This window comes from Ensifer sp. ENS06 (assembly GCF_014852205.1).
Taxonomy (GTDB): domain Bacteria; phylum Pseudomonadota; class Alphaproteobacteria; order Rhizobiales; family Rhizobiaceae; genus Ensifer; species Ensifer adhaerens.
Genome location: NZ_JACVBC010000006.1, coordinates 87,951 through 113,469, shown reverse-complemented (window position 1 = coordinate 113,469; position 25,519 = coordinate 87,951). Strand labels below are relative to the sequence as shown.

The window sequence follows — 25,519 nt, the reverse complement described above, 5'->3', positions numbered from 1 at the left end:
CCCCGTTGCCGGGGAAAGGGTTCTGACAGTCTCGACGAGGCCTGCTTAGATATTGCTGTTGAGAACGGCGCGCAGCTTGCCGAACAGCTCGTCGATTTCTGCCTTGCTGATGATCAGCGGCGGTGACAGCGCAATGATGTCGCCGGTGGTGCGGATCAAGAGGCCGCTCTCATAGGCCTTGAGGAAGGCGGAGAAAGCGCGCTTTGTCGGCTCGCCGGCGATCGGCTGCAGCTCGATCGCGCCGATCAGGCCGAGATTGCGGATGTCGATGACATGCGGGCAGTCCTTCAGCGAGTGCAGGCCCTCTTCCCAATAGGGCGCCAACTCGGCGGCGCGGGTCAAGAGGCCCTCTTCCTTGTAGGTATCGAGCGTGCTGAGGGCGGCGGCCGAGGCGATCGGGTTGCCCGAATAGGTGTAGCCGTGGAAGAACTCGATCATGTGCTCCGGGCCATTCATGAAGGCATCATGGATCTCGGAGGTGACGAAGACCGCACCCATCGGGATGACGCCGTTCGTGAGACCCTTTGCGGTCGTGATGATATCCGGCTTCACGTCGAAATACTGCGCGGCAAACGGCGTGCCGAGGCGGCCGAATCCGGTGATCACTTCATCGAAAATCAGCAGGATGCCGTGCTTGGTGCAGATCTCGCGCAGTTTCTGCAGGTAGCCCTTCGGCGGGATCAGCACGCCGGTGGAGCCGGCCACCGGTTCGACGATGACGGCTGCGATGGTCGAGGCGTCATGCAGCGTAACGATACGCTCGAGTTCGGTCGCGATATCGCCGCCATGCTCGGGCTCGCCGCGGGTGAAGCCATTCTGGGCCGGCAAGTGGGTGTGCGGCATATGGTCGACGCCGGTCAGAAGCGTGCCGAACATCTTGCGGTTGGAGACGATGCCGCCGACCGAAATGCCGCCGAAGTTGACGCCGTGATAGCCGCGCTCGCGACCAATCAGGCGGAAGCGCGAGCCGTCGCCCTTGGCGCGGTGATAGGCGAGTGCCACCTTCAGCGCGGTGTCTACCGATTCCGAGCCAGAGTTGGTGTAGAGAACGTGGTTCATGCCCTCGGGCGCGATGTCGACCAGGCGGTTTGCCAGTTCGAAGGCCTTGGGGTGGCCGAGCTGGAAGGCCGGCGCATAGTCGAGCTCGCCCGCCTGCTCACGGATCGCCTCGGTGATCTTCGGGCGACAATGGCCGGCGTTGACGCACCACAGACCCGCCGTGCCGTCCAGTACCGTGCGGCCGTCATGGGTCGTGTAGTGCATGTCCTTGGCGCCGACGAAGAGGCGCGGTTCCTTCTTGAACTGCCGGTTCGCAGTGAACGGCATCCAGAAAGCACGCAGGTCGTTCGGCGTGTTAAGGCGGTTCGACATTCCAGTTCTCCTCGGTCTCTCTTGTCGTCCGGGCGGTGCTGCCGCCCAAATTTTTACCCTTTGGTCAAACTATCAGGGCGCCGAGGCGCGTCAAGCCTCGCACCGGTCCGCCAGACAGGTCGCGACGGGTCTTGGCGACAGCGAAATTTCGCCGCGCCGCCGGATCTTTTCTCAAGCTTAACTTGTTTGCGGCAACGCTCTGCTGCCATGGCTTGTCGGCTCCGTGGCGCTTTTTGAGTGGCCGGCGAGTTCGGAGTTGGAAACGTGTCGAGGTTCGGGATAGCACACGCGGCGATTGCCGCGCTCTTCCTGCCGGGCCTGGCAAGGGGCGCCGAACTGATTGCTGACGGCCACTTTGACAAAAGACAGGACACGTTCTGGGCGAGCGACGGGCTGGCGTTCGCGCGCGAGAACGGCCGGCTTTGCGTCGAGGCTGCACGGGGCGGTGAAGCCTGGAGCCAACTCATCGGCACCAATGGCTTGAAGCTCGAGCCCGGTCGCATCTACCGTTTGTCGATGAGGGTGATCGCCGAGCCGGCGCGCAGCGTCCAGGCAAGGGTGCAGCGCGCCGCCGATCCCTGGACCATGGTGGACGAATTCACGATGGAAGGCACGCCGGAGGGCAGCCTTTTTTCGGCGGAGTTCGCGGGGCAGGAGCCGGACGAAGCGCAGCTCGTTTTTCCGCTTGGCGGCGGCGAGGGCGGCCGTGTCTGCCTCGACGACGTCTCGCTGGTGGCGACCGGGGCTTCCTCGCCGGCGGCGCGGCGGGCGGCCGAAGGGCCGGCCATTCGCGTCAACCAGCTCGGCTACCTGACGGATGGCCCGAAGCGGGCGACCTTCGTCGCCGATGCGAAACAACCCATCGATTTTCAACTGTTGGATTCTGCGGACAGGATCGTCGGCAAGGGCAAGACGCAGCCCCACGGTTTCGATCCGACGGCCGGGGTCGAGACGCAGGTTGCGGACTTCTCAGCGTTCAAGACGCCGGGCGACGGCTATCGACTGGTGTCCGGCGACTGGGCAAGCGACCGCTTTTCGATCGGCGAGGATCTCTACACGCGGTTGCGGGTCGATGCGCTATCCTGGTTCTACCCGCAAAGAAGCGGGATCGAGATAAGGGGGGCGATCGCCGGCAAGGCCTATGCCCGATCGGCCGGCCATGTCGGCGTCGCGCCGAACCAGGGCGACAAGGCGGTTCCGTGCCTTGGCGGCGCGCAGGCCGAGGCGCACTACGGCGGCTGGTCCTGTTCCTACCAACTGGACGTCACCGGCGGCTGGTATGACGCGGGCGACCACGGCAAATATGCGGTGACCGGAGCGCTGGCTGCTGCGCAACTGCTTGCCGCCTACGAACGCGGCCTGACGTTTGCGCCCAAATCGGCGGTGACGCGCGATGGGCTGTCGCGTATTCCGGAAAACGGCAATGGCCTTCCGGATATTCTCGACGAGGCGCGCTGGGAGCTGGAGTTCCTGCTGCGGATGATGGTCCTGGACGGCGAGCCGCTCGCCGGCATGGTGCACCACAAGATCCACGATACGGCCTGGACCGCCGCACCGATGCTGCCGGGCGACGACCCGCAGCCGCGCGCGCTTTACCGCCCCTCGACCGCGGCGACGCTCGATGTTGCGGCGGTGGCTGCCCAGGGCGCGAGGCTCTTTGCCGAGCATAACCCGACATTTTCCGCGCGGCTGCTTTCGGCGGCGCGCAAGGCGTGGGTGGCGGCGAATGCCAATCCGGCGCTCCTTGCCCCCAAGTCCGATGGGTTCGGCGGCGGCGGCGACTACGACGACGACAGCATTTCCGACGAGCTTTTCTGGGCGGCGACCGAGCTTTATCTGACGACCGGCAACGGCGAATATCTCAAGACCCTGCGGGCCTCGCCGCTCTGGGAAGCGGATATGTTTTCGCCCGGCGGCGCTTTCAACTGGCGCGACGTTGCCGGCTTCGCGCGGCTGCAACTCGCCCTTTATGGCAGGGCGTTGCCGGCGGTCGATCAGGAAACGATCCGCAATTCGGTGCTCACGAGCGCTCAGCACCTGCTGTCGCTGCAACAGGCGGAGCCATTCGGTATCGTCTACCGGCCGAACGAGCGCCGCTACGACTGGGGATCGAACCAGTTGATGCTGCAGAACATCGTCGTGCTGTCGGCCGCCTACGATCTCTCCGGCGACAGGGTCTTTCTTGACGGCGCGCGCGAGGGCATGGACTACATCCTCGGGCGCAATGCGATGGGGCTTTCCTACATAACCGGCTATGGCAGCCGCTCGCCGCAGAACCAGCACAGCCGCTGGTATGCCCGTCAGCGCGATCCGCAGCTGCCAAATCCGCCCGTCGGTTCGCTTGCCGGCGGTCCGAACTCGACCTTTGTCGACGACATCGCCAGGGAGCGGCTGCGCGGTTGCGCGCCGCAAACCTGCTATGTCGACGATATCGAAGCCTATGGGTCCAACGAAATCGCCATCAACTGGAATGCGCCGCTCGTTTACGTCGCGTCGTTCCTGGCCGACGCGCGATAGGAGACTGAAAGCGTGACCGGGATTGCCTTTGTCGGAACCGGCTTCGTCGCCGACTATTACATGACGACGCTTGCCAACCATCCGGAGCTGCGGCTCACCGGCGTCTGGGACCGCGATGCCGAGCGCCTCGACGCGTTCGCACGCTACTGGAAGGTTTCGCCCTACGCCTCGCTCGACGCCGTGCTTGCCGATCCCGCGGTGTCGATCGTCGTCAATCTGACGACGCCGGAGAGCCACTATACCGTAAATTTCCGGGCGCTTTCGGCCGGAAAGCACGTCTATTGCGAAAAGCCCCTGGCGATGACGGTGGAGCAGGCGAGCGAACTCGTCGACCTGGCAAGGGCCAAGGGGCTTGTTCTGGCCGGTGCACCGGCCAATGGGCTCAGCGACGCGCAGGCGCTCTGCGCCCGTCTGCTTGCGGACGGTGCCATTGGCACGCCGCGGCTTGTTTATGCCGAGATGGAAGATGGTCCGGTGTTCAAGGCCAACTGGCGCGCCTGGCGCAGCCGCTCGGGCGCCCGCTGGCCGGGCGTGCATGAGTTCGAGGTCGGCTGCACGCTCGAACATGCGGGTTATGCAGCAAGCTGGCTTGTCTCGCTCTTCGGCCCGGTCGCCGAAGTCAGTGCCGTCTCGGCGCTGACCTTTCCGGACAAGGGGCCGGGAACCGAGACGCTGGCGCTCGGGCCCGATTTTTCCGTGGGTTGCCTGACGTTCCGCTCCGGCCTGACGGCGCGGGTCACCTGCGGCCTGGCGGCGCCGCGCGACCGCTCGCTGACGATCATCGGCGAAAAGGGCATGATCGCCGTTCGCGATCTTTGGGACAATCGCTCGCCGATCCATCTGGAGATCTTCGGGGCGAAGCGGCCGCTCCTGCATCGCGGGCTCGACTGGCTGGAGTGGAAACTCGGCCGCAAGCTTCCGCTTCGGCTCTATCCCGGAACCAAGATGCGCTATCCGACGGCGCCATCGGCAAGTGCGCTTCCGGCCTTTCCGTCGCAGATCGATTTCGTGCGCGGCATTGCCGTGCAGGCGCAGGCGCTCAAAGGCGGTGAAACACCGTTCTTCTCCGGCGCGACCGCGCGACATCTGACGGAGGTGGTGTTGGCACTCAACGGCGGCTGGCGGGACTACCGTCCGCTCGACCTCTAGAGGCGCAGCGTCGGCCACGTTTTGCGTTCCGTTTCGAGGTAGAACTAGCCTGCCTCAGGTGTCCTTGAGCGGACCGTCTCGATGATTTCCAGGGCCTTTATGCTGGCCGATAGCGGCATCAACGGATGTTCGCTGCGGCCCTCGAGAATCGCCGCGCTTGCTGCCTCGATCTCGAATTGCAGGCCGCTCCCGGGGAAGTGATGATCGTGGCGGGTAAGGCCGGGCAGTGGGATATGCCGGGCCAGCCGGTAGGCCGTTTTTCCGTTGAAAGCCAGTAGCTTGCGCGCCGCGCCGCCGGTGGAAACGAAGAGGCGGCTTGCCTTCAGAAACGGTGTGTCGATAACCAGCGTGCCGCGCTCGCCCTCGATAACGAAGCGATTGTGCCCGTTTCGATCGAAGCCGCAGCCGAGTTCAGCGTCAAAGCCGTCATAGGCCAGCTTGATCTTGGCTGAACTGTCGACGCCGGTCGGCGCGCGCTTCCATGTGCCATCGACGGACCCGGGGTGCCCGAACAGATTGAGGCAAAGGGCGATCGGATAAATGCCGAGGTCGAGCATCGACCCGCCGCCGAGCGCCGGATCGAAGAACCGGCTGCCGGCATCGAAGGGTTTCTCGTAGGCGAGGTTCGCCCGGACATGGCGGATCGCGCCGAGCGTTCCGGCCGCGAGCAGTTCGCGAACCCTGGAAATCGCCGGAAGGAAACAGGTCCACAGTGCCTCCATGGCGAAGGTGCTGCCGGCGGCAGCGGCGTTTGCAAGCGTGCGCGCGTCGGCCGACGACGTCGTCAGCGGCTTTTCGACGAGAACGGCTTTGCCGGCGGCCAAGGCGAGGGTGGCCTGTTGAAAGTGCTCAGCATTGGGTGAGGCGACGTAGATCGCGTCGATATCGGGAGAGGCCGCCAGTGCCTCGATGCCCTGATAGCCGCGGATGCCGCCGAAACGCCCAGCGAAGCTCTCGGCCTTCTGCGCGCTGCGGGACGAGACGGCGACGAGGCTCGCATGGGTTGCGAAGCGGAAGTCCGAGGCAAAACTGTTTGCGATCGTGCCGGTTCCGGCGATGCCCCAGCGGACCTTGTCACGCATATCCCGATGTCCGCTTTCCGGCTGATTCTGTCGCGGCGCATCGTGCCCCGGAAGTCTCAAGGCTCGGTAAATGCCAGCAAGCGCCGGCACCTTTCGCGTGCAAACTGGGAAGACTATCCGCCAAAGAATAAGCCCCGCGCGATTTCTCGTGTGGGGCTGTTCGAACGGGTCCGCAGATGCGGACCGAATATCAGGCCGATTTACGGACCGGAGTCTTTTCTGCAGTGGCGCTCTGGTCGTCACCGTAGATTTGATTGAGCGTGCCTAGAATCCGCATGACCGCGTCGGATGAGCTCGAATAGTAAATCGTCTGCGCATCGCGACGGGTGCTGACGAGATTCTGAGCACGGAGCTTAGAAAGATGCTGGGAGAGAGCCGACTGGCTCAGCCCAACCTTGTTGGCCAATGCGCCGACTGCCATCTCTTCCTTCACGAGGGAATCGAGGATGAGGAGGCGCTTAGGATTTGCCATGGCCGAGAGGAAACCGGCTGCTACCTCGGCTTCATCGTGTTTTTCAGGCGAAAGTGGCTGCATTGCGTGCTCCATGCGAAAATTACATCACACGTAGTTATGGTTGACGAAGCAAGATAATTAGTCGTGATGCATAAAAGGGCAACCACCTACTGCAAGAAATGGGGGTAGCTCTCCAGCGATTAACCGTTAAGTTCACGCAAAATTGCCCGTAAATTGGAACTATCTTCGATAGGTGTCGGGAACTCAAGGCGTTTTAGCTGATCGCCATCTGCAAGATCGAGCCCCGCGGCGTCGATACCCACGACTTTCCAGTTGCCTTCCGGTGCCTTGCAGAGCTTCACCGCATAGCGCTGAACTGCGTCAGAATGATCCGTATTCATGTGATCGATCGCGTTCGCCTCCATCGCGGCGAGCGAGGCGATGGCAGGCGTGTCGATCAGAAGGTCTTCGGCGGTCAAAACATAGGCGCGGCCGAAGCCGCCGTTGAGACTGGCACGCAGCGGCGACAGCCGGAAGAAGCCGAAATCGGGAAAATCGACGTAGAGTTTCGACTTGGGGTGGCGGCGGACGAATCGCTCGCGGATGCGGATATGTGCTTCGCTGTCGCGCGCAACCTGTTCGGCGGTGCATTGCACGGTCAGGCGAGGATGGGCGAGGGGGTCGCCCTTGCCAGGCTCGCCGGTCAGGAGCGAGGCCCTGGCGTCGGCCAGCAGCGCCTGCGTGTGTGTCGACAGTTTCGAGATCAGGATGACAGGCACCCCGTCGACATCCATGCCGACGAGCACGCGGCTGACGAAGGGGAAGCCGCCGCTCTCCGGCTCGATCGCCGCAAGCGATGCGCTGCGCGCGCCCCGCAGAAGCGTGCGGGCCAGCGTGCGGGCTTCGTTATCGGTGTCGCGCAGAACGTTCGGCTTGTCGCTCATGGTCTTTCCCTTTTCCTGCCATGCGGTCGTTGCCGGGACGAAAAAAGCCCGGAACGACGCTCCGGGCTTTTATTGGCTTGTTGAGCGGCTTCGTCAACTTTTGTTGCGGTGGCGCGTCAGTCCCTGGACGATATCCTGGGCGTCGATCGTACCGACCACGGAACCGTTGTCGACGACCCCGATGCTGCCCGGCTGGCGGGACATGGCGTCGAGGATGTCGACGAGCGGTGTCGTGGGCTTGGCCGTCGCGGTCACGCCGGCAACAGTCACTCCGCGCTGGACGCCGGTCTGCATCACGTCTTTCGCCGTCAGCATGGTGATCGGGTTCATGTGCTGGACGAAATCGGCGACATACTGGTTGGCCGGGTTCTTGACGATATCTTGCGGCGTGCCGCACTGGATGATGCGCCCGCCCTCCATGATGGCGATGCGGTTGCCGATGCGGAAGGCCTCGTCGAGATCGTGGCTGACGAAGATGATGGTCTTCTTCAGCCGCCGCTGGAACTCCAGCAACTCGTCCTGCAGGCGGGTGCGGATCAAGGGGTCGAGGGCCGAGAACGGCTCGTCCATCAACAGGATCGGTGCACCGGTCGCAAAGGCGCGGGCAAGCCCGACGCGCTGCTGCATGCCGCCTGAAAGCTCGTTGACCTTGCGACCCGCCCATTTCGAGAGATTGACGAGTTCGAGCTGTTCGCCGACGCGCGCCTTGCGTTCGGCGTCCGGCATGCCGGCAAGCTCAAGCCCGAAGCCGACATTGTCGGCGACGGTGCGCCAGGGCAGAAGCGCGAACTGCTGAAACACCATCGAGACCGTGTGCATGCGGAAGTCGCGCAGCGACTTCGGATTGGTTCGATAGGGATTGAGCGCACCATTTGCGGTCTTCACCTCGACGTCGCCCCGCACGACCGGGGCAAGGCCGTTGACCGCGCGAAGCAGCGTCGACTTGCCGGAGCCCGAAAGCCCCATCAGCACGAGGATCTCGCCCTCGGTGATTTCGAGCGAGGCGCCGGCGACGCCGAGCACGAGGCCGGTTTCGGCGCCGATCTCGTCGCGGGTCTTGCCCTGGTCGACCATCTGCAGCGCGACTTGAGGGTTGTTGCCGAAGATGATGTCGACATTCTTGAAAACGACGGCGTTGGTCATGCGCCTTCTCCTTCGTCGGACGAGCGGAAAAGGCGGTCGAGAATGATCGCCAGGATGACGATGCAAAGGCCAGCTTCGAAGCCCTTGGCGATGTTGACCGTGTTCAAGGCTCTCACGACCGGAACGCCGAGGCCGCTGGCGCCGACGAGCGCGGCGATAACCACCATCGACAGCGACAGCATGATGGTCTGGGTGAGGCCAGCCATGATCTGCGGCATGGCAAAGGGCAGCTCCACCTTGCGCAATACCTGGCCGGGCGTCGCGCCGAAGGCCTGTGCGGCTTCCACCAGCGACGGCGGCGTCGAGATGATGCCGAGGCGCGTCAGCCGGATCGGTGCGGGAATGGCGAAGATCACGGTCGCGATCAGACCCGGAACCATGCCGAGGCCGAAGAGGATCAGCGCCGGGATCAGATAAACGAAGGTCGGGATCGTCTGCATCAGGTCGAGGATCGGCCGCATGACGGCGTAGACCCATGGGCGACGGGCGGCTGCGATGCCGAGCGGCACGCCGACGGCCATGCTCACGGCGGTGGCAGCGAGCACAAGCGCCAGGGTTTCCGTCGTTTCCTTCCAGTAGCCCTGGTTGATGATCAGGAGCAGGCCCAGGCCGGTGAACAGCGTTATGCCGATCGAACGGCGGAACCACCAGGCGAGCCCGGTGATGACGGCGACGACGATCAGCGGGTGCGGGGCATAAAGCACCCAGAGCAGCGAGTCGGCGACGGCCTGAAGGAAGCGGGCGAGCTGGTCGAAGAAGAAATCGAAATTCGTCGTCAGCCAGTCGACGAATGCCTTGGCCCAGCCGCCGATGGGGATGCGGTTATCGGTCAGATATTCCACGAAGGTAATCCGTCTCGTCAGGTCAAAAAGGAGCGCATGACGCGGTGAAAAAAGGCGGGGTCATTCCCCGCCTTGATGCCGATCAGAGGCCGAGCGCGGCCTTGACTGCGGCCAAGCCGTCGCCGCCATCCTTGGCGGTCACGCCGGCGAGCCACGGGTCGACGGCAGTCGGGTTGGCCTTCAGCCATTCCTCGGCCGCCTTGTCCGGCTCCTGGCCGTCGTTCAGGATCTTGCCCATGATCTCGTTTTCCATCTGGAGCGAGAACTTGAGGTTGGTCAAAAGCTTGCCGACGTTGGGGCACTCGGTGGTGTAGCCGGCACGCACATTGGTGAAGACTTCCGCGCCGCCGAAATTGGCGCCGAAGATGTCGTCGCCACCCGAAAGGTAGGTCAGCTTGAAGTTGGCGTTCATCGGATGCGGTTCCCAGCCGAGGAAGACGACCGGCGCGCCGTCCTTTTCGGCACGGGCGACCTGCGCCAGCATGCCCTGCTCGGAGGATTCGACCACTTCGAAGCCCTTGAGGCCGAAGGTATCCTTGTCGACCATGTCGATGATCAGGCGGTTGCCGTCATTACCCGGCTCGATGCCGTAGATCTTGCCGTCGAGTTCGGTCTTCTTGGTGGCGATATCCTTGAAGTCCTTGATGCCGAGCTCGGCGCCCTTGGCGTTGGTCGCCAGCGTGTACTTGGCACCGACCAGGTTCGGCCCGAAGGATTCGACCGACTTGTCGTCGAGGAAGGGACGAACATCGTTTTCCTGGGTCGGCATCCAGTTGCCGAGGAAGACGTCGATGTCCTTGTTCTTGAGCGAGGTGTAGGTGACCGGAACCGAGAGAACCTTGATGTCGGTCTGGTAGCCGAGGCCCTTTAGAACGGTGGAAACGGTGGCAGTGGTCGCGGTGATATCCGTCCATCCGACGTCGGAGAAACGGACGGTGCCACAGCTTTCCGGCTCGGCAGCTGCAGCCTGCTGAGCGGTGATGGCGACGACCGAAACGGCGCCTGCCAGTATCAGTTTGAGAGAGAGTCGTTTTTTCATCGTTGTCGTTCCCCTGCCTCGATTATTGTTTTAGCCAAACACCATTGGATAGCGAATTCAAGCGCTTTGATGTCGGAGGAAGTGTATTGCGTCAATATGCTGGCGGGGTGCACGATGCGACGCTCGATGTCGCAATGTCCACGAAATAGTCTAGTCCGCCGAAAAACTGTGGGTGCTGCAAACGGGCTCTGGCCTTCCCGGCCAAGCCTCGTCATTACCCAAAAAACGGAAAAACCGGACGCGGTGACTATGGCCAAACTCTATTTCAGCTATGCGACGATGAATGCGGGCAAGAGCACGATGCTCCTGCAAGCCTCCTACAACTACCAGGAGCGCGGCATGCGCGTGGTGATGCTGATCGCCGCCCATGACGACCGGGGCGGCGTCGGCCGCATTTCCTCGCGCATTGGTCTTGGTGCGGACGCCATTCCCTTTCACGGCGACGACGATCTCTATGGGCTGATCGATCGGTTGCACTCGGATGGCGAAGGCGAGATCGCCTGCATCTTCGTCGACGAGGCGCAGTTCCTCAATGAGGGGCAGGTCTGGCAGCTCGCCCGCGTCGCCGACCGCATCGGCATTCCGGTCATGGCCTATGGTCTGCGTACGGATTTCCAGGGCAAGCTGTTTCCGGGCTCGATGGCGCTGCTGGCGATTGCCGACGAGCTGCGCGAGGTGCGCACCATCTGCCATTGCGGCCGCAAGGCGACGATGGTCGTGCGCCTGGACGGTGAGGGCAAGGTCGCGCGCGAGGGCGCCCAGGTCGAGGTTGGCGGCAACGAGAAATATGTCTCCTATTGCCGGCGCCATTGGGACGACCTGATGCGCTGCGAGTGAGTGCGGCGTCGTGGCGGCTTGAAACCGCAACGCGCGCGATGCCATTCTTCGCCTCTATCGCACGCCAGGGGTCTTCGATGTTGCGTCTCGTCACCAGCCTTTCCATCACGCTCTGTCTTGGCGCAACGGTCGCCCATGCCGGCGGCGACGCTACGGCTGGCGCTGCCGTCTTTCGCAAATGCGCGGCCTGTCACACGGCAAGCGAGCCGACAAACCGCGTCGGCCCAAGCCTCATGGGTGTCGTCGGACGCCCGGCCGCATCCGTCGCCGACTACAACTACTCCGATGCAATGAAGGCCTTCGGCGCTGAGGGGCGCGTCTGGGACGAGGCGACGCTGAGCGAATATCTGCTGAGCCCCAAGGCAATGGTCGGTGCCACCAAGATGGCTTTTGCCGGTCTGAAGAAGCCGCAGGACATCGCCGACGTGATTGCCTACCTGAAGGCGCCGCCGGCTGCCAAATAGGGACGACGCAAACCCCGGACGGAAAGCCGTTTCCCATCTTTCCTGGACCTGCGCGCGGCAATGCCGTCGATATCTCAAGCACTTCGCTGTGGTGGCTGATCAAAAAGCTGCCGGGAAAGGCTTGTTCTCTTTCGGTAAACACCCTTTATATAACTGCAATCGAAGGCTGAATAATTCAGCCGGGCTGGCGGATATCGCCGCGGTGGACCGAGGGGCAGGACATGGCGACTCTTCAGAATTTTGACGCGGAGATCGAAAAGACGAAGGGCGTCGTTGAGCAGATGCGCGGCAAGCTCGAACAATCAGGTGTCGTGCTCGAACAGTTCGCCAAGGCCGAAACCAAGCTCGGCGACGTCAACTTCGACATCGAGAATGCCCGCATCCAGGACGTGATCAACCAGCAAAAGGTGATGGAAGCCAACATCGCCGACCTGATCATCGGCCTTGAGGACGCGACCAATGTCTTCGGCTCCGAATTCGAGAGCATGAAGAACTATACGGGCTACGAGAAGTTCATCGGCATCTTCTCCAAGCAGAAGATGCAGCGCATGCGCACCGACCGCGTGCGCAACATGTCGCTTGCCGGCAACCTGCAGGAACTGCTTTCCAAGTCCGACATGATCGTCGGCATCCTCAAGGAACAGAAGTCGATCCTCGACCAGCGCTACAAGACTTCGGAGCAGAGCCTGATCCAGGTGATCGAGCGCCGCAAGGGCACGATGGCGAACCTCGAAGCGGTGCAGAAGCGCATCGAGGAACTGAACCCGCTGCTGCTCGACATCGAAAACCGCATCGCCGCCTCGACCGAGCAGAAGGTGCGCACCGAGCTCGAAGGCGAGCGCTCCGCGCTTGCGACCGAATATAACGAGAAGCAGGCCAAGGAGCAGGAACTGCTGGCCGAGAGCCAGACGCTCGAGCGCTATACCTCGATGTTCCAGACCTTCGTCGATTCGCTCAACAACCAGATCGCCGCGCAGAACACGCTGATCAACAAGCTGACGATCGATACGGAGCAGCGCATCGTCCTCTACAAGGCGCTGGAAGATTCGCTGAAGACCGCCGCCCAGCAGGACGTCGCGCACAAGATCAACACGCTCGGCAGCCAGGTCGACACGGCCGCCGAGGAGACGATGGCCGGCATCGGTGCCGCAGCGCAACGCCACATCGGCGATCTCCTGGAAATGCATGAAAAGAACATGCTTTCAACGCAGGATATCCAGCGCCGCAAGAAGCTGGCAGACGATGCCTTTGCCCGCCGCTTCCAGGCTGTCATGGACAAGCACAACACTGCCAATTACGTGAAGCAGTGAACGGGCGGCGCATGATCCGAACCGAGTTTGCCTTTCGGCACGCGCCACGGGGATTTGCATGAAGGTCGCGGCTTCATCCGCTGTCGCACAGTATTTCGCGTCGATCCACGCGGCACTCGCCGGGCTTGAGCTCTTTCTCGGCGACCGCAACTCGCCGCTCTATCGCAACACCGTCGTCGGCGAAGTGATCGTTCCCTATCTTGGCCGGCTGAAGGCCTCGATCGACTGCTGGGAGAACCGGATCGGCTTCGTCGACCAGTTCCGGATTTCGCGCGCCGAAAGCGGCTTTCCGGTCTTTCAGAACGTGCTGGAACTGGAGAACGATCGCCAGACGGCGACGAAGCGCCTGGCCGATATTCCATCGGCCGATGCGCTGCGTGACGAAATGGTCGACTTCATCTTGAGGCAGAAGGCTTTTCCAGAAGCGCTGCAGACGCGCATGGCCGAGCGGCTCTATCTGGAGCAGATTGGCAAGGGCGAGATCTTTTCACCCTTCATCCTGCCGGAGACCATCCGTGTCGCCGTCAATTCCAAGACGATGCGGCCCTATTACATCGTGAGCTGGGGCGCCTTCGACGGAGCCAATACTCTGCCGATGGTCTACATGGCGACGATCGAGGATTCCTCGGAAAAGATCGTCGACATGCTGGTGACCGCTGATGGCAAGCTCAACCCGCAGGTGGAAATTCCTCTGCCGGTTGGCGGCCTGCTCAATCCGGAGCTTGCCAGCCGCTTTGACGATTTTGCGTCCAAGAACAGCAGCTATTCGCTGACACCGGTGACGATCGCCACCAATCTCGACAAGGATTTTGACGAGCTGCATCCGAAGCAGTTGCGCCGCATCGTGCTAGGGCCGTTCTACTCGGCCGGGATCACCGAGAACAATGCGCGCATCAACGACATCCTCTCGAAGGTACGCAAGACCGAGAACGCCTGGCTCCTGACCTGGACGGTGCAGGAGGTCTTCTCGAAATCGGAGCGGCCGGCCAAGCGCGGCTTCTGGTCGTCGACCCCGGCGCAGGAAGAATTCCACATCGACACCGCCAATCTGGAAGCGACGCGCATGGGGGTTTCTTCCTACGAGAAGCACGCGCTGGTGCCGCACGACGCCTATCAGGCGCTCTATGCCGCCGGCGAGGCGGAACAGGTGTTCGGCGACTACAAGGTCCACGTCATTTCGGGCAATCAGGTCGTGAGCGAGGTTTGACGATGACACTCAATACAGGCCTGACGACGCTGCACGAGGACGATATCGCCAAGCACCAGGCGGTGGCGCAAGGGTTGGTGACGAAGCTCATTATCCTGGAGCGGGAAGATGCCGCCGCCGGAACGTCGCTTGCCGGCACCGGCCGGCGCTTCGTGTCGACAGTTTCGACTGGCGGCCAGCGGCGCACGCGCGAGGTGGAACTGACGAAGACGATCCAGGCAGTGCGCCAGGGCGACCCGATGTTCTCTCCGGCCCAGCACGCCGTGCTCTACCGGACGCGGCGCGGCATCCAGGTGGCGCTGGCCGTCGTCGATGTCTTTGCCCGCCAGACGAGCCTCGAACAGCTGCAGGCGAAGAACGCCACCTCGCCGCTTGGCGGAGAGGAGGCGAACCAGTTCAAGGCGCTGCTGTCGGCTTCGGCTTACGTCGCGGCCTTCACACTCGCTGCCTATCTCGGCGCGACCCTGGCGGGCGAGGGCGAGCCGGTCGACGATGCTGTCGAGCCCGACTTCCTGTTCGACACGCCGCAGGACGCGCTGAAGAGCCTGATTTCGGCGCTCGATCGCGGTCTTGCCGGGGCCCCCGATGATCTGGCGCTGACCGCCCGGGCGCGGGCCTTCTCGCGGGTGGCGATCGAAGGGCTGATTGCCCGCAAGGCGCGCTTTACCGGGCTGCAGAGCTTCGAGACCGTGCATATCCGGCTCGACCAGGACGATTTTACGCTGAACGGTTTGGACGTCGCACCCGGCCAGAAGCGCAAGCCGCTGGTCATGACCTTCAAGAAGCCCGAGGAGATCATCGGCAACCACATCGCCAAGTATCAGGCGCTGAAGCTTGCCAAGATGCTGATGGCCTACGACTTCGACCGGCAGATGAACCCGTTCGTCGAGCTCGGCGGCTTCCTCTTCACCTTCATCGGCGACGGCATGCCGGGCACCGGCAAGACGATCCTGATCCAGATGCTGGCCGGCATGCTCAACGACTATTGCGAGATCGCCGGCTACGCCTTCCACTACGAGAACTTCGGCGTCGACCAGATCTCCTCCTATCAGGGGAAGTCCGGGCAGAACTGCAAGGAGTTCGTCAACAACGTCATCAATCCGCGGGCGATCGGTTTCGGCACGATCGACGATGTCGACCAGGTGGCGGCGAAGCGCTCCGACGATCGAGCCTCTGCCGGCCAGCACGAGGTGACGGCGGTGTTGATGGAGAGCTTTGCCGGCGCCTCTACCGTGGTGCGCGGCAACTGCACCTTCGGCATGTTCTCCAACTACCCGGAGAATGTCGACGACGCGCTGCGCCAGCGCGCTGGCGCCCGCTGGCTGGTCGACGGGCCGCAGACCGAAGACGACTACATCGACATCTTCGCGCTGCTCGTCGGCAAGAACCACAAGATCCCGCTTGGCGAGCACCAGCTTTTCGAGGGGCAGGAGATCAAACGCGCGGTTGCTCAGTCCTATGCTGAGCACGCGCGGCCGAAGGAAGATGGCCTCGTCGCTGTCTGGGAGCGTTACGAGAAGGAGAAGGGCGCGATCGCCTCGCTTGCCGATGTCGGCGCCTATCTGCACATGATCAAGGAGGCCGAGCCGCGCTTTACCGGTCGGGCGATCAAGAACATCACCGACGCGATCAAGCTGAGAGCAATGGACGTGGAACTGCCGGATGACTGGTTCAAGGACGCCGGCTCCTTCATGCACAAGGGCTATGACGAGAAGAAAGCGATGATCGAGGCGCTGCGTGGCCCGATCACCGTCGACATGGTGTTGCAGGAGATCAACCGCTACGCCGACAGCGAATTCCGCTACACCGACAAGTCGGACGATGCGGCCGTCACCGACATCATCCGCCGCGAGCGCCAGCGCGAAAAGGCGATCCGCGAGATCGAGGCGATGAAACGCGACGGCCGGTGGCAGGGGTGATGCTAGGAAAAACTGACCGATGAAACGCCTGCTTGAAGCGGAACTCATCTATGGACGGCTGCTCGATATCTCCGAGCCGCATCTGATCGCGCGCTACAACAAGGCGCTCGAAGGGTTTGGCCTGCGACCGACGGCGCTGACCCAGTTCAGCATCGACATGACCGGCTTTTCGCCCGAGATCGCCGACGAACTGGGGGATCGTGACTACCTCGATCCGAACCGGGTCAACCGCCGCTTCATCATCATGACGCCGGAGCAGGCGGAGCTGCCGGTCGTGCATACGAGCTTTTCCAACACGGCCGCGCTGATGCACGAGTTCTTCAACGCCAACAGCCGTGCGATCAACGCGATTACCATCAAGGATGCGCTCTATGGCGAGATCGAGGATTCGGTCTCGGTCGTAAACGACATCGACGATCTCTTGTCGATCAACGAGGTGCGGTTCCGGGTGCTTTCGGCCGAGGACATGCTCGGCAAGGCGGCCGAACTGCGTGGTCTGGTCGACCGCTTGAAGAAGGTGCCGACGGCCTGGGCCGACGACGAGATGCTGACGCGTATGGTCGAGCTTGCCAAGCAGACCGGCGATATCCGCCAGAACGCACTGGTGCCGGATCAGCTCGTCTTCCATCACGAAGCCTTCTGGGCCAATCATTTCGGCGGCGTCTATGTCTTTCTCGACGACAAGACGACGACAGTCATCTGCGACCCCTCGGTGCCAGGCTTCCGCCGCTCGCGGCCCTGGCAGGTGAGCTATGTCGCCATAAACGATCACGCCCGGATCTACGATTTCCTCGCCTCGACCAAGCGGCTGCAACTGCCGCAGGCCTCCTGGGTCGAGGATTCCGGGCTCTATCAGCACCGCGCAGACATGGTGGTGCGCGGGCTGATCAACGAGAGCGACCCGACGGCCGATCTTGCCAATGCCGACCGGATCTGGCTGCAGACCTGGATGCACCGATATGCCGCCGCGGTCGCGAAAGACGGCGCCTATCCGTTCCTGCAGGAGATGATCCGCACGGTCGCTGCCACCGGCACGATCAGGATGCAGGACGTGGCGCCGGCAAATCGCTTCATGTTGGTGCGCGCAGCACCCACCCATCCGGACCAGTGGCTGGTCAACCGGTTGATATCCCAGCTCGTGCCCCGCGATTTCGTCTCGCGCTTCGTCTTCGACAAGCAAGGTTTCTACGACGCCTACGAGCGTTATAGCGAAACCTTCAAGGAGTATGTTGTGGCGACGCTGACCGGCACATATCTGAAAGACAAGGCGGCCTTCCGCCACAAGCTCTATGGGCTCAGAGAGGAATAGGACATGTTCGATCCGATCGTTGCGTTTTTCCAGCGTGTCTTCACCGCGATCGGGCGCGGCATCGGGCTCGTCGTTGCCTGGCTGCTTTGGCCCTTCGTGGCGGCGGGCAACTGGTACCGGCAGCGCAGCTGGCTGCTCAAGGGGCCGATCGGCCTCATCCTCATCGGTCTGGTCCTGTTCTACGGCTACTTCATCTGGCAGACCCAGGCCTGGACGAACTTCAACGAAGACTACATCGACCAGTACAAGCTGGCAGAGCGCAAGGTGCCCGCCGGCTCGCCGATGAGCGGCCCCGGTGCGACGTCGACGGGACAGTCGACGACCGGCGGCACTGCCAACAACCTTGCGGGTGTCGCAACGCAGCCGATGGAATCGACGCCGGAGGCGCTCGCGGCCGTTCAACTGCCGGCCGGCACCGTGTGCCAGACGTCGGCGATCGTCGATGTCACCGCCGACCTCATCGATTTCAATGTCAACGAGAATGCCTGGATCTCGTCGATGCTGCTCTACAAGGTCGGTCTCTTCGGGCTCGACTGGGACGACACGCCCTGGCTCGACAACAAGGCGTCGTTCCAGCGCGGGGTCAACCAGGCGATCCGCCGTACTTCCGTGGAGCTCGTCGACTCGCTCGGTCGCATGCGCGGCACCTCGGGCATCAACAACGCCCTGCAGAGCGCGCGCGGCAACATGCAGTTCGATGAAGAGACCTGGTACTTCGGGATCAACCCGTTCGGTCCGAAAACTCCGACGCCGAGCTTCTATCGCGCGGCGATGAAGGATCTGAGGTCTTTCAACACCTCGCTCAGCAAGTGTGAGGCGATTTTCGACGGCCGCTCCGATAACCTCGTCGAGTTCCTCGACCGTGTCGCCAACGACCTCGGCAACACCTCGGCGATCCTGCGCGAGCGCTCGGAAAACCACAATGGCGGCTGGTTCGACACGCGTGCGGATGACCGCTTCTGGTTCGCCTATGGCCAGCTCTACGGCTACTACGGCATCCTTTCGGCTGCCGGTGCCGACTTCGACAACGTCGTCGCCCAGCGCGGCCTGTTGCCGATCTGGACGGAAACGATCAAGCAACTGCGGGCAGCACTCCGCATCCAGCCATGGATCATCTCCAATGGCGAGGAAGCCGGCTGGATCATGCCGACGCATCTGGCGACGATGGGCTTCTATACGCTGCGCGTCCGCTCCAACATCGTCGAGATGCGCGACATCCTCGCGCGCTAAGACCGAACGGTAAGGTGGCGCCCGAGTATCCGGGCGCTGCCGATTACTTGAGTTCAAGCGGGACGCGGGTCGAAAACCGCAGACGCGTTTCCTCATCCCGCTCCGGTATCATGAACTGCGCCTTGAAAGGCGCGGGTAAAAACGAGACCCTGGGGAGGGGACTGTCATGGCGGAGGTCAAGTCCGATATCGAGATTGCGCGCGCGGCGAAGAAAAAGCCGATCCTGGAGATCGGGGCCGCACTCGGCATACCGCCGGAGGACCTGTTGCCCTACGGCCATGACAAGGCGAAGATCAGCGCTGATTTCATCGCCCGCCAGCGCGGGAAGAAGAACGGCCATCTGATCCTGGTGACGGCGATCAACCCGACGCCGGCAGGCGAAGGCAAGACGACAACGACCGTGGGCCTCGGCGATGGGCTGAACCGCATCGGCAAGAAGGCGATCATCTGCATCCGCGAGGCGTCCCTCGGGCCCTGCTTCGGCGTCAAGGGCGGTGCTGCCGGCGGCGGTTATGCGCAGGTTGTGCCGATGGAGGACATGAACCTCCACTTCACCGGCGATTTCCACGCGATCACCTCGGCGCACAATCTGCTGGCGGCGCTGCTCGACAATCACATCTACTGGGGCAACGAGCAGAACATCGACGTCCGTCGTATTTCGTGGCGGCGGGTGATGGACATGAACGACCGCGCACTGCGCAACATCGTCGGCTCGCTCGGCGGGATCGCCAACGGTTATCCACGCGAGACCGGCTTCGACATCACCGTTGCCTCCGAAGTCATGGCGATCCTATGCCTTTCGGCGGATCTTAGGGATCTCGAGCAGCGGCTTGGCAACATCATCATCGGCTACCGCCGTGACAAGAGCCCGGTCTTTGCGCGCGACATCAAGGCCGATGGGGCGATGGCGGTGCTGCTCAAGGATGCTATTCAGCCGAACCTGGTGCAGACCCTCGAAAACAACCCCGCCTTCGTCCATGGCGGCCCCTTTGCCAACATCGCCCATGGCTGCAACTCGGTGATTGCGACGACGACGGCACTGAAGCTTGCCGACTATGTGGTGACCGAAGCCGGCTTCGGCGCCGATCTCGGCGCGGAAAAATTCTTCGACATCAAGTGCCGCAAGGCCGGGCTGAAGCCGGATGCCGCGGTGCTGGTCGCGACCGTCCGCGCGATCAAGATGAACGGCGGCGTCAAGAAGGACGACCTCGGGAAGGAAAATCTGGAAGCGCTGCGCAAGGGCTGCGCCAACCTTGGCCGGCATGTGCAGAACGTCAAGAAGTTCGGCGTACCCGTCATCGTCGCGATCAACCACTTCACCTCCGATACCGAGGCCGAAGTGCAGGCTATCAAGGATTATGTGGCGACGCTTGGCGCCGAAGCGGTGCTCTGCCGCCATTGGGCCGAGGGCTCCGCCGGCATCGAGGAGCTGGCGGTGAAGGTGGCGGCACTTGCCGAGGGGGGACACTCGCAGTTCTCGCCGCTTTACCCCGACGACATGTCGCTCTTCCACAAGATCGAGACGATCGCCAAGGACATCTACCATGCGAGCGAGGTGATTGCCGACAAGTCGGTGCGCGACCAGCTGCGCAGCTGGGAAGATCAGGGTTACGGCCATCTGCCGATCTGCATGGCAAAGACGCAGTATTCCTTCTCGACCGATCCGAACCTGCGCGGTGCGCCGACAGGCCATGCTGTGCCGATCCGTGAAGTGCGGCTGGCCGCCGGCGCCGGCTTCATCGTGGTGATCACCGGCGAGATCATGACGATGCCCGGCCTGCCGAAGGTGCCTTCGTCGGAAAAGATCTTCCTCAATGATCAGGGCTACATCGAAGGGCTGTTCTAGGCGCTTCCTGCCTGCCTGAAAAACAATGCCGCGCATCCGGGTGGATGCGCGGCATTGCTGTGTCCGGGGTCTCCCGCGGCGGAAATCAGGCGGTGAGGCTGAGGAAGTCTGCCTTGCCGAGCGGCACGCCCTTGTGGCGCAGGATGTCGTAGGCGGTCGTCAGGTGGAAGTAGAAGTTCGGCAGCACGAATTTTTGCAGGTATTCCTCACCCGTGAGCGTCACCTTCAGGTTCGGGAAATTCAGCACGACTTCGCGACTGTCGCTGTCTTCGAGATCGACAGGGCGCACCGTTTCAAGGAAGGCGACGGACTTGGCGATGCGCTGGCGCAGTTCGTCAAACGTCTTTTCCTCGTCCGGGAACCGGGGCACTTCGATCGACGTCAGCCGGCCGACCAGGCCCTTGCTGGTGTCGCTGACACGCTGCACCTGGCCGGCGAGCGTCAGCATATCGGGCGCCAGCCGGGCGTGGAAGAGATCATCCGTGGGGATGCCCTTTTCCTCAGCGAAAGCCTCTGCCTTGTCGAGCAGCTTGGTGAGGACACCAAGGCCGCGAACGAGTGCGGGAATGGAGAGCTGGTACATCGTCAATGCCATGACAGATTTCCTTGAGATTAGGCGCAAAAACGGGTGGATTTTCCTCGCGCCGTATTTGGGAGCCGGGGCGGGCTCCTGCAAGGCGCGCAGCCCGGTATCTTTTGGGCTACGGGAGGCTTGCGGGAGACGACAGGACGCAGGCGCCTTGCTCTGGTCAGGACACGTGGTCTCGTGCACTGATCCGCGCAGGAACGCATCAGGGATGCCACGATGACGCCAGAGGAACTCCAGTCCTATCTTCATAACCACATCCCGCTGTCAGCGGCGATGCAGGTCCGCGTGGATGCGGTGAGCGACGATCATGTGCTGCTCTCGGCGCCGCTTGCGCCCAACATCAACCACCGTGACACGGTGTTCGGCGGCAGCGCCTCGGCGCTCGCGATCCTGTCGGCCTGGTCGCTGCTGCATGTGCGCATGCGCAAAAGCGGCGTTGTCGCGCGCCTGGTGATCCAGAGCAACCGGATGGATTATCTGAAGCCGGTCGCCGGCGCTTTCGCCGCACGCTCGTCGCTGGCGGACGCCGGGCAATGGCCGGGCTTTCTGCGATTGCTCGAACGTCGGGGCAGGGCGCGCGCCGTGGTCGTTGCCGACCTCCTCGACGGCGACACCTTGGCCGGTCGCTTCGAGGGCGAGTTTGTCGCCCTGGCTACGACAACGCCTGACGAGCGCCAGCGCAAGGAGGCTCATTCCTAGCGGCAGTAGCGGTAGTCGTTGCGGCGCTCGATGACGTCGAGATGCAGGTGGGTTTCGTGGGCGGCGTCGCTGCCGGGGTCGAGCACAGTCTTGAAGTAGAGGCAGGCGGACGCAGTGACCGCGCGCTGGAAGGCGCCGTCCATGGTGCCATCCTCGTCGCGCGGCTGGATGGCGATCGTCGTGCCGTTGCTTAACGTGAAGGACGCGATGTCGACGGCGTTGCCGTGCGCATGCTCGGAGATTTTGCCCGTCGTCGCATTGTTGCGCAGGCGGCAGATATAGGTCGATGCCTGGTTCAGCGCCTTGATCTTGATGGTCTTGTCGAAGGCGACTTCGGCGGCCGGCTGTGCGGTCTCCTTGGTCCAGCGTGCAAGCGCCAGCGCCGTTTCGCACCGCATAAGCCCCTTGGGCGCGAGTGTGACGGCGGGCAGGATGCTCGTGACCTCCAGTGGCTTGTCGATGCCGCAGCCCTTGCCGTCGTCGATGCGTTTGGCTTCGACAAACGTCGCTCCGATCGCCTTCAGGTCGGCGACACACTTTGCGTAGTCGGCGGCGTCCTCCGCTTCGACCGGCGGATAGACGATCGGTGCCGGCTTTTCCTCTTTCTTGTCGTCGGCGGGCTGGTCCTTTTCGCCTGTGGCCGGCTTTTGATCCTTCGCCGCTCCTTCACTCCCGTCCTTGGGCTTTGGCTGCGGCACGGGCTGTTCGTCGCCAGTCGGCACCTCTGGCTGATCGGCCTTGCCACCGTCCGTAGGCGTCGCCGGTTTCTCTTCGGGTGTGGGAGCAGCCTCTTTCTCTCCCGCTTCGCTCGGCGGCTTTTTTAGCGGGATCGGTCCGGATTTCGGCAGGCTGGCGCCGGTGAGGATCAGGAGTGACAGCAGGATCAAGGGAAAAGAGCGACGCATCCGGGTCCTTTCGCATTGCCCCCGCAGCGGGGCCTGGAAGGGAGGGAACGCACGGAACCGGATCTGGTTTCATCCGGCCTTCGGCAAAAGCGTTGCAGTTTAGCAACGCCTCGAATTGGCACGACCCCATAAATTGTGGGGACTGCCTTTGTATGTTGACAAGAACACTCATGTTTTTTATGCGGCTTAAATGAGGCGACGACATGTCGCGCCGCTCTAGAATCTACCGCCCAGCCAGCCCCTTGAGTTTGCCGCTCAACAGCAAGCCCGGCCTCCGAAAATCAAAGGATTGGTCCATGCTCACCCGGCATCGTCGCCTGGCTTTTTTGGCTTGCACGACAACTCTTGCAATTTCAGTCGCTACCGTCGCATTCGCGCAAAGCGCAACAACCCAGGCTAAGTCGGAAGAGAAGGCCGAGGAGACAAAGAAGGGCGAAACTTACCTCTCGCCGATCGTTGCCAAGGGCGCGCGCACCGCTGACCCCTATGCCAAGCCCGGCCCTGTCAGCGTCGTCACGACGGACCAGATCGATCTGCAATCGGGGCAGGAGACTGACGACCTGTTGCGCAGCGTTCCCGGCACCTCGACCGCGAACAACCCGCAAAACCCGGGCGTCGCGGTCAACATCCGCGGTTTCGAGGGTTCCGGCCGCGTCAACATGATGATCGACGGCGTGCGCCAGAACTTCCGCTTCACCGGCCACGAAGCCCAGGGTTTTGCCTATTTCGATCCGGCATTCCTTTCCGAAATCGATGTGACCCGCGGCGCCGTGACCGGGGTTGGCGGCGGTGCACTGGCTGGTTCGGTCAACTTCCGGACCTATGATGTCGAAGACCTGATCCAGGACGGCAAGAACTACGGTGGCATTGCTTCGGCTACGTACGGCACAAACGGTGCCGGCTGGTCGGAATCACTGATCGGCGCCTACCGTTTCAATGACGTCTTCTCCGTGCTCGGTGGCATCAGCAAGGCTGATCCCGGCAACTATGACAACGGCAACGGGGTCGAGGTACCCTTCACCGAGGAGGACCTTCTGTCGGGCCTGTTGAAGTTCGAAGTGACGCCGGACAAGGATCACACCTTCAAGCTCACCGGCCTCACCTATGACAACGACTTCTTCGCGAACTCCTACTTCCAGAACGTGAAGAACCAGACGGTTTCTGCAAGCTATTCCTACACGCCGGACAACGAACTCATCGATTTCCGTGCGAACGCCTACTGGAACCGGCTAAAGATGAAGTACGACACCGACATTCGCGGTGGCGGCACGGCGGCCGGTCGGCGCATCACCGACACGGGTAAGGGCTTTGACATCTCGAACACCTCTCTGTTCGACCTTGGCGACGTTGCCGTCAAGGCGAACTACGGCGTCGAGTATTTCCGCGACGACTACGATGTCATCAACAGCACGGCCCGGCCGGGCGCCGGCGTCAACGGCAGCGGCACCAATGCCACCACCGGCGTCTTCAGCAATACGACCTTCACCTATGGCATGCTGGATCTGACGGCAGGCCTGAGGTGGGATCACTTCAGCCTCGATGGCTCCGGCGCTGTCGTTGCCGGCAACCCGATCGGTCTGCCGGCCGGCCCCTACACCGTCGATAAGTCCGAAGGTCGCCTCAACCCGAGCATCACGGTCGCGCTCAACCCGACGGAGTGGTTCCAGCCATACGTTACATACGCGGAAACCTCGCGTTCGCCGACGGTCAACGAGACCTTCGCCGGCGGCACACATCCGGGACCGTCGGGCCAGTCGTTCTTCCCCAATCCGTTTCTTGAGCCGGAAACCTCCAAGGGCTGGGAAATCGGTGCGAACTTCGCCTTCGACGGGCTGCTCGATCCCAGCGACAGCCTGCGGGTCAAGGCCAACTACTTCCATAACCGCGTCGACAACTACATCACCGCAGCGATGCTCAACGGCGGTCGTCAGATCTTCTTCGTCAACAATCCCGGGATCTCGACGGTCCAGGGTTTCGAGCTGCAGGCGGCGTATGACGCCGGATACGTCTTCGGCGACCTTGCCTACACCTACACCGAGAGCGATCTGCCGTCGCAGATCAATGGTTTCGGCGTGCAGAGCTACCTGCCTGAAAACATTGTCAGCGCAACGCTTGGCGCCCGCTTCCTCGAAGACCAGCGCCTGACGGTCGGTACGCGCCTCTACGCCGTTTCGAACGCGTTTGTCGGCGAAATCAATCGTACGCCGCCGACCGTTCCGGGCTACGGTCTCGTCGATCTCTTCGCCAACTACAAGTTCGAAAACGGCTTTGAAGTCACGGCCCAGGTCACGAACCTGTTCGACAAGACCTATACGCCTTCTTCGAGCACCATTGCCGGAAGCACGATCGATACCGGCCGCGGCCGCACCTTCCTGGTGACGGCGAAGGCGAAGTTCTGATAGGATCAGATCAATTCCAGTCGGGGTGGCTCTTCGGGGCCGCCTCTTTTTTTGGCGCAACCGTGACGATGCGCGCCGCTTTCCCGCTTGCGCAAGTCCGCAACCCAAGCTAACACTTTCGCCCATGGAAAACGCACGCAACATTTCGATCTGGTGGTGGGCTCGCTGAAGCGGCCTTGACCAGTCATGCGTGATTGAGAGATGAAGCCGCCCGGAGATTTCGAGGCGGCTTTTTTGTATCCAGGCCGCTCAAGGACCGGGCTT

Annotated in this window: 22 protein-coding genes; 13 read left to right on the top strand and 9 right to left on the bottom strand. The window is 62.5% G+C overall.

The genetic code is table 11. The features are described from left to right. Positions 1 to 45: 45 nt before the first annotated feature. A complete protein-coding gene (locus tag IB279_RS21495; protein ID WP_112772286.1) occupies positions 46 to 1,371 on the bottom strand; it encodes an aspartate aminotransferase family protein in 1,326 nt (441 codons plus the stop codon). A gap of 264 nt (positions 1,372 to 1,635) precedes the next feature. Here IB279_RS21495 and IB279_RS21490 point away from each other — a divergent pair, with 264 nt between their 5' ends. After that, positions 1,636 to 3,888 (top strand): glycoside hydrolase family 9 protein, encoded by a 2,253-nt coding sequence (locus tag IB279_RS21490; RefSeq protein ID WP_112772285.1) that lies wholly within the window; start codon positions 1,636 to 1,638, stop codon positions 3,886 to 3,888. Between the two features lie 12 nt (positions 3,889 to 3,900). Further along, positions 3,901 to 5,037 (top strand): Gfo/Idh/MocA family protein, encoded by a 1,137-nt coding sequence (locus IB279_RS21485; RefSeq protein WP_082566321.1) that lies wholly within the window; start codon positions 3,901 to 3,903, stop codon positions 5,035 to 5,037. A 44-nt stretch (positions 5,038 to 5,081) separates the two neighbouring features. Here IB279_RS21485 and IB279_RS21480 read toward each other — a convergent pair whose 3' ends face one another. The 6 genes from IB279_RS21480 to IB279_RS21455 form a co-directional block, all read right to left on the bottom strand. After that, a complete protein-coding gene (locus IB279_RS21480) occupies positions 5,082 to 6,119 on the bottom strand; it encodes a Gfo/Idh/MocA family protein (protein ID WP_112772284.1) in 1,038 nt (345 codons plus the stop codon). A 190-nt stretch (positions 6,120 to 6,309) separates the two neighbouring features. After that, positions 6,310 to 6,654, bottom strand: coding sequence for a helix-turn-helix transcriptional regulator (locus IB279_RS21475; protein WP_034788940.1), 345 nt, complete (start codon positions 6,652 to 6,654; stop codon positions 6,310 to 6,312). Positions 6,655 to 6,773: 119 nt separating this feature from the next. Further along, entirely contained in the window at positions 6,774 to 7,517 is a 744-nt protein-coding gene (locus tag IB279_RS21470; RefSeq protein ID WP_060518950.1) for a HugZ family protein, read from the bottom strand. Positions 7,518 to 7,610: 93 nt separating this feature from the next. Beyond that, positions 7,611 to 8,660: a choline ABC transporter ATP-binding protein gene (gene choV / locus IB279_RS21465; RefSeq protein WP_034788932.1), complete on the bottom strand. Its 1,050-nt coding sequence runs from the start codon at positions 8,658 to 8,660 to the stop codon at positions 7,611 to 7,613. Beyond that, positions 8,657 to 9,502 carry a choline ABC transporter permease subunit gene (gene choW, locus IB279_RS21460; protein ID WP_034788930.1) on the bottom strand — a complete coding sequence of 282 codons (846 nt, stop codon included), beginning with the start codon at positions 9,500 to 9,502 and terminating at the stop codon, positions 8,657 to 8,659. Before choW ends, choV begins: the two co-directional genes overlap by 4 nt. Positions 9,503 to 9,584: 82 nt before the next feature. Continuing rightward, positions 9,585 to 10,541 (bottom strand): choline ABC transporter substrate-binding protein, encoded by a 957-nt coding sequence (locus IB279_RS21455; protein ID WP_034788927.1) that lies wholly within the window; start codon positions 10,539 to 10,541, stop codon positions 9,585 to 9,587. Positions 10,542 to 10,790: 249 nt separating this feature from the next. Between IB279_RS21455 and IB279_RS21450 the strand changes: the two genes are divergently transcribed. From IB279_RS21450 to IB279_RS21415, 8 genes are all read left to right on the top strand, one after another. After that, positions 10,791 to 11,378: a thymidine kinase gene (locus tag IB279_RS21450; protein WP_034788924.1), complete on the top strand. Its 588-nt coding sequence runs from the start codon at positions 10,791 to 10,793 to the stop codon at positions 11,376 to 11,378. A gap of 77 nt (positions 11,379 to 11,455) precedes the next feature. Next, complete coding sequence (locus IB279_RS21445; RefSeq protein ID WP_112772313.1) at positions 11,456 to 11,842, top strand: cytochrome c family protein; 387 nt, start codon at positions 11,456 to 11,458, stop codon at positions 11,840 to 11,842. 221 nt (positions 11,843 to 12,063) lie between these two features. Next, the gene (locus IB279_RS21440) at positions 12,064 to 13,152 is read left to right on the top strand and encodes a hypothetical protein (protein ID WP_060606673.1); all 1,089 of its coding nucleotides are present in this window, start codon (positions 12,064 to 12,066) and stop codon (positions 13,150 to 13,152) included. Between the two features lie 58 nt (positions 13,153 to 13,210). Further along, positions 13,211 to 14,359: a hypothetical protein gene (locus tag IB279_RS21435; RefSeq protein WP_034788914.1), complete on the top strand. Its 1,149-nt coding sequence runs from the start codon at positions 13,211 to 13,213 to the stop codon at positions 14,357 to 14,359. Positions 14,360 to 14,361: 2 nt separating this feature from the next. Further along, the gene (locus IB279_RS21430) at positions 14,362 to 16,278 is read left to right on the top strand and encodes an AAA family ATPase (RefSeq protein ID WP_192339792.1); all 1,917 of its coding nucleotides are present in this window, start codon (positions 14,362 to 14,364) and stop codon (positions 16,276 to 16,278) included. 19 nt (positions 16,279 to 16,297) lie between these two features. Continuing rightward, positions 16,298 to 17,587, top strand: a complete 1,290-nt coding sequence (locus tag IB279_RS21425; protein ID WP_112772282.1) for a DUF6638 family protein — start codon at positions 16,298 to 16,300, stop codon at positions 17,585 to 17,587. A gap of 3 nt (positions 17,588 to 17,590) precedes the next feature. Beyond that, on the top strand, positions 17,591 to 18,817 hold the full coding sequence (locus IB279_RS21420; RefSeq protein ID WP_034788906.1) for a DUF2333 family protein: 1,227 nt from the start codon (positions 17,591 to 17,593) through the stop codon (positions 18,815 to 18,817). Between the two features lie 166 nt (positions 18,818 to 18,983). Then, positions 18,984 to 20,663 (top strand): formate--tetrahydrofolate ligase, encoded by a 1,680-nt coding sequence (locus tag IB279_RS21415; protein ID WP_112772281.1) that lies wholly within the window; start codon positions 18,984 to 18,986, stop codon positions 20,661 to 20,663. A gap of 85 nt (positions 20,664 to 20,748) precedes the next feature. Here the strand turns inward: IB279_RS21415 and IB279_RS21410 are convergent, their stop codons facing one another. Continuing rightward, positions 20,749 to 21,258, bottom strand: a complete 510-nt coding sequence (locus IB279_RS21410) for a DUF1993 family protein (RefSeq protein ID WP_089045023.1) — start codon at positions 21,256 to 21,258, stop codon at positions 20,749 to 20,751. A 210-nt stretch (positions 21,259 to 21,468) separates the two neighbouring features. Here IB279_RS21410 and IB279_RS21405 point away from each other — a divergent pair, with 210 nt between their 5' ends. Further along, positions 21,469 to 21,951 (top strand): thioesterase domain-containing protein, encoded by a 483-nt coding sequence (locus IB279_RS21405; protein WP_090298418.1) that lies wholly within the window; start codon positions 21,469 to 21,471, stop codon positions 21,949 to 21,951. On the opposite strand, the gene IB279_RS21400 is transcribed toward IB279_RS21405, so the two are convergent. Beyond that, on the bottom strand, positions 21,948 to 22,856 hold the full coding sequence (locus IB279_RS21400) for an extensin family protein (protein ID WP_090298421.1): 909 nt from the start codon (positions 22,854 to 22,856) through the stop codon (positions 21,948 to 21,950). The genes IB279_RS21405 and IB279_RS21400 overlap by 4 nt on opposite strands. 296 nt (positions 22,857 to 23,152) lie before the next feature. On the opposite strand from IB279_RS21400, the gene IB279_RS21395 reads away from it, so the two are divergent. Together IB279_RS21395 and trpLE are read left to right on the top strand one after the other, a co-directional pair. Continuing rightward, entirely contained in the window at positions 23,153 to 25,255 is a 2,103-nt protein-coding gene (locus tag IB279_RS21395) for a TonB-dependent hemoglobin/transferrin/lactoferrin family receptor (RefSeq protein ID WP_112772280.1), read from the top strand. 124 nt (positions 25,256 to 25,379) lie between these two features. Next, a complete protein-coding gene (gene trpLE, locus IB279_RS21390) occupies positions 25,380 to 25,424 on the top strand; it encodes a trpE operon leader peptide TrpLE (protein WP_178385070.1) in 45 nt (14 codons plus the stop codon). Positions 25,425 to 25,519: the final 95 nt, after the last annotated feature.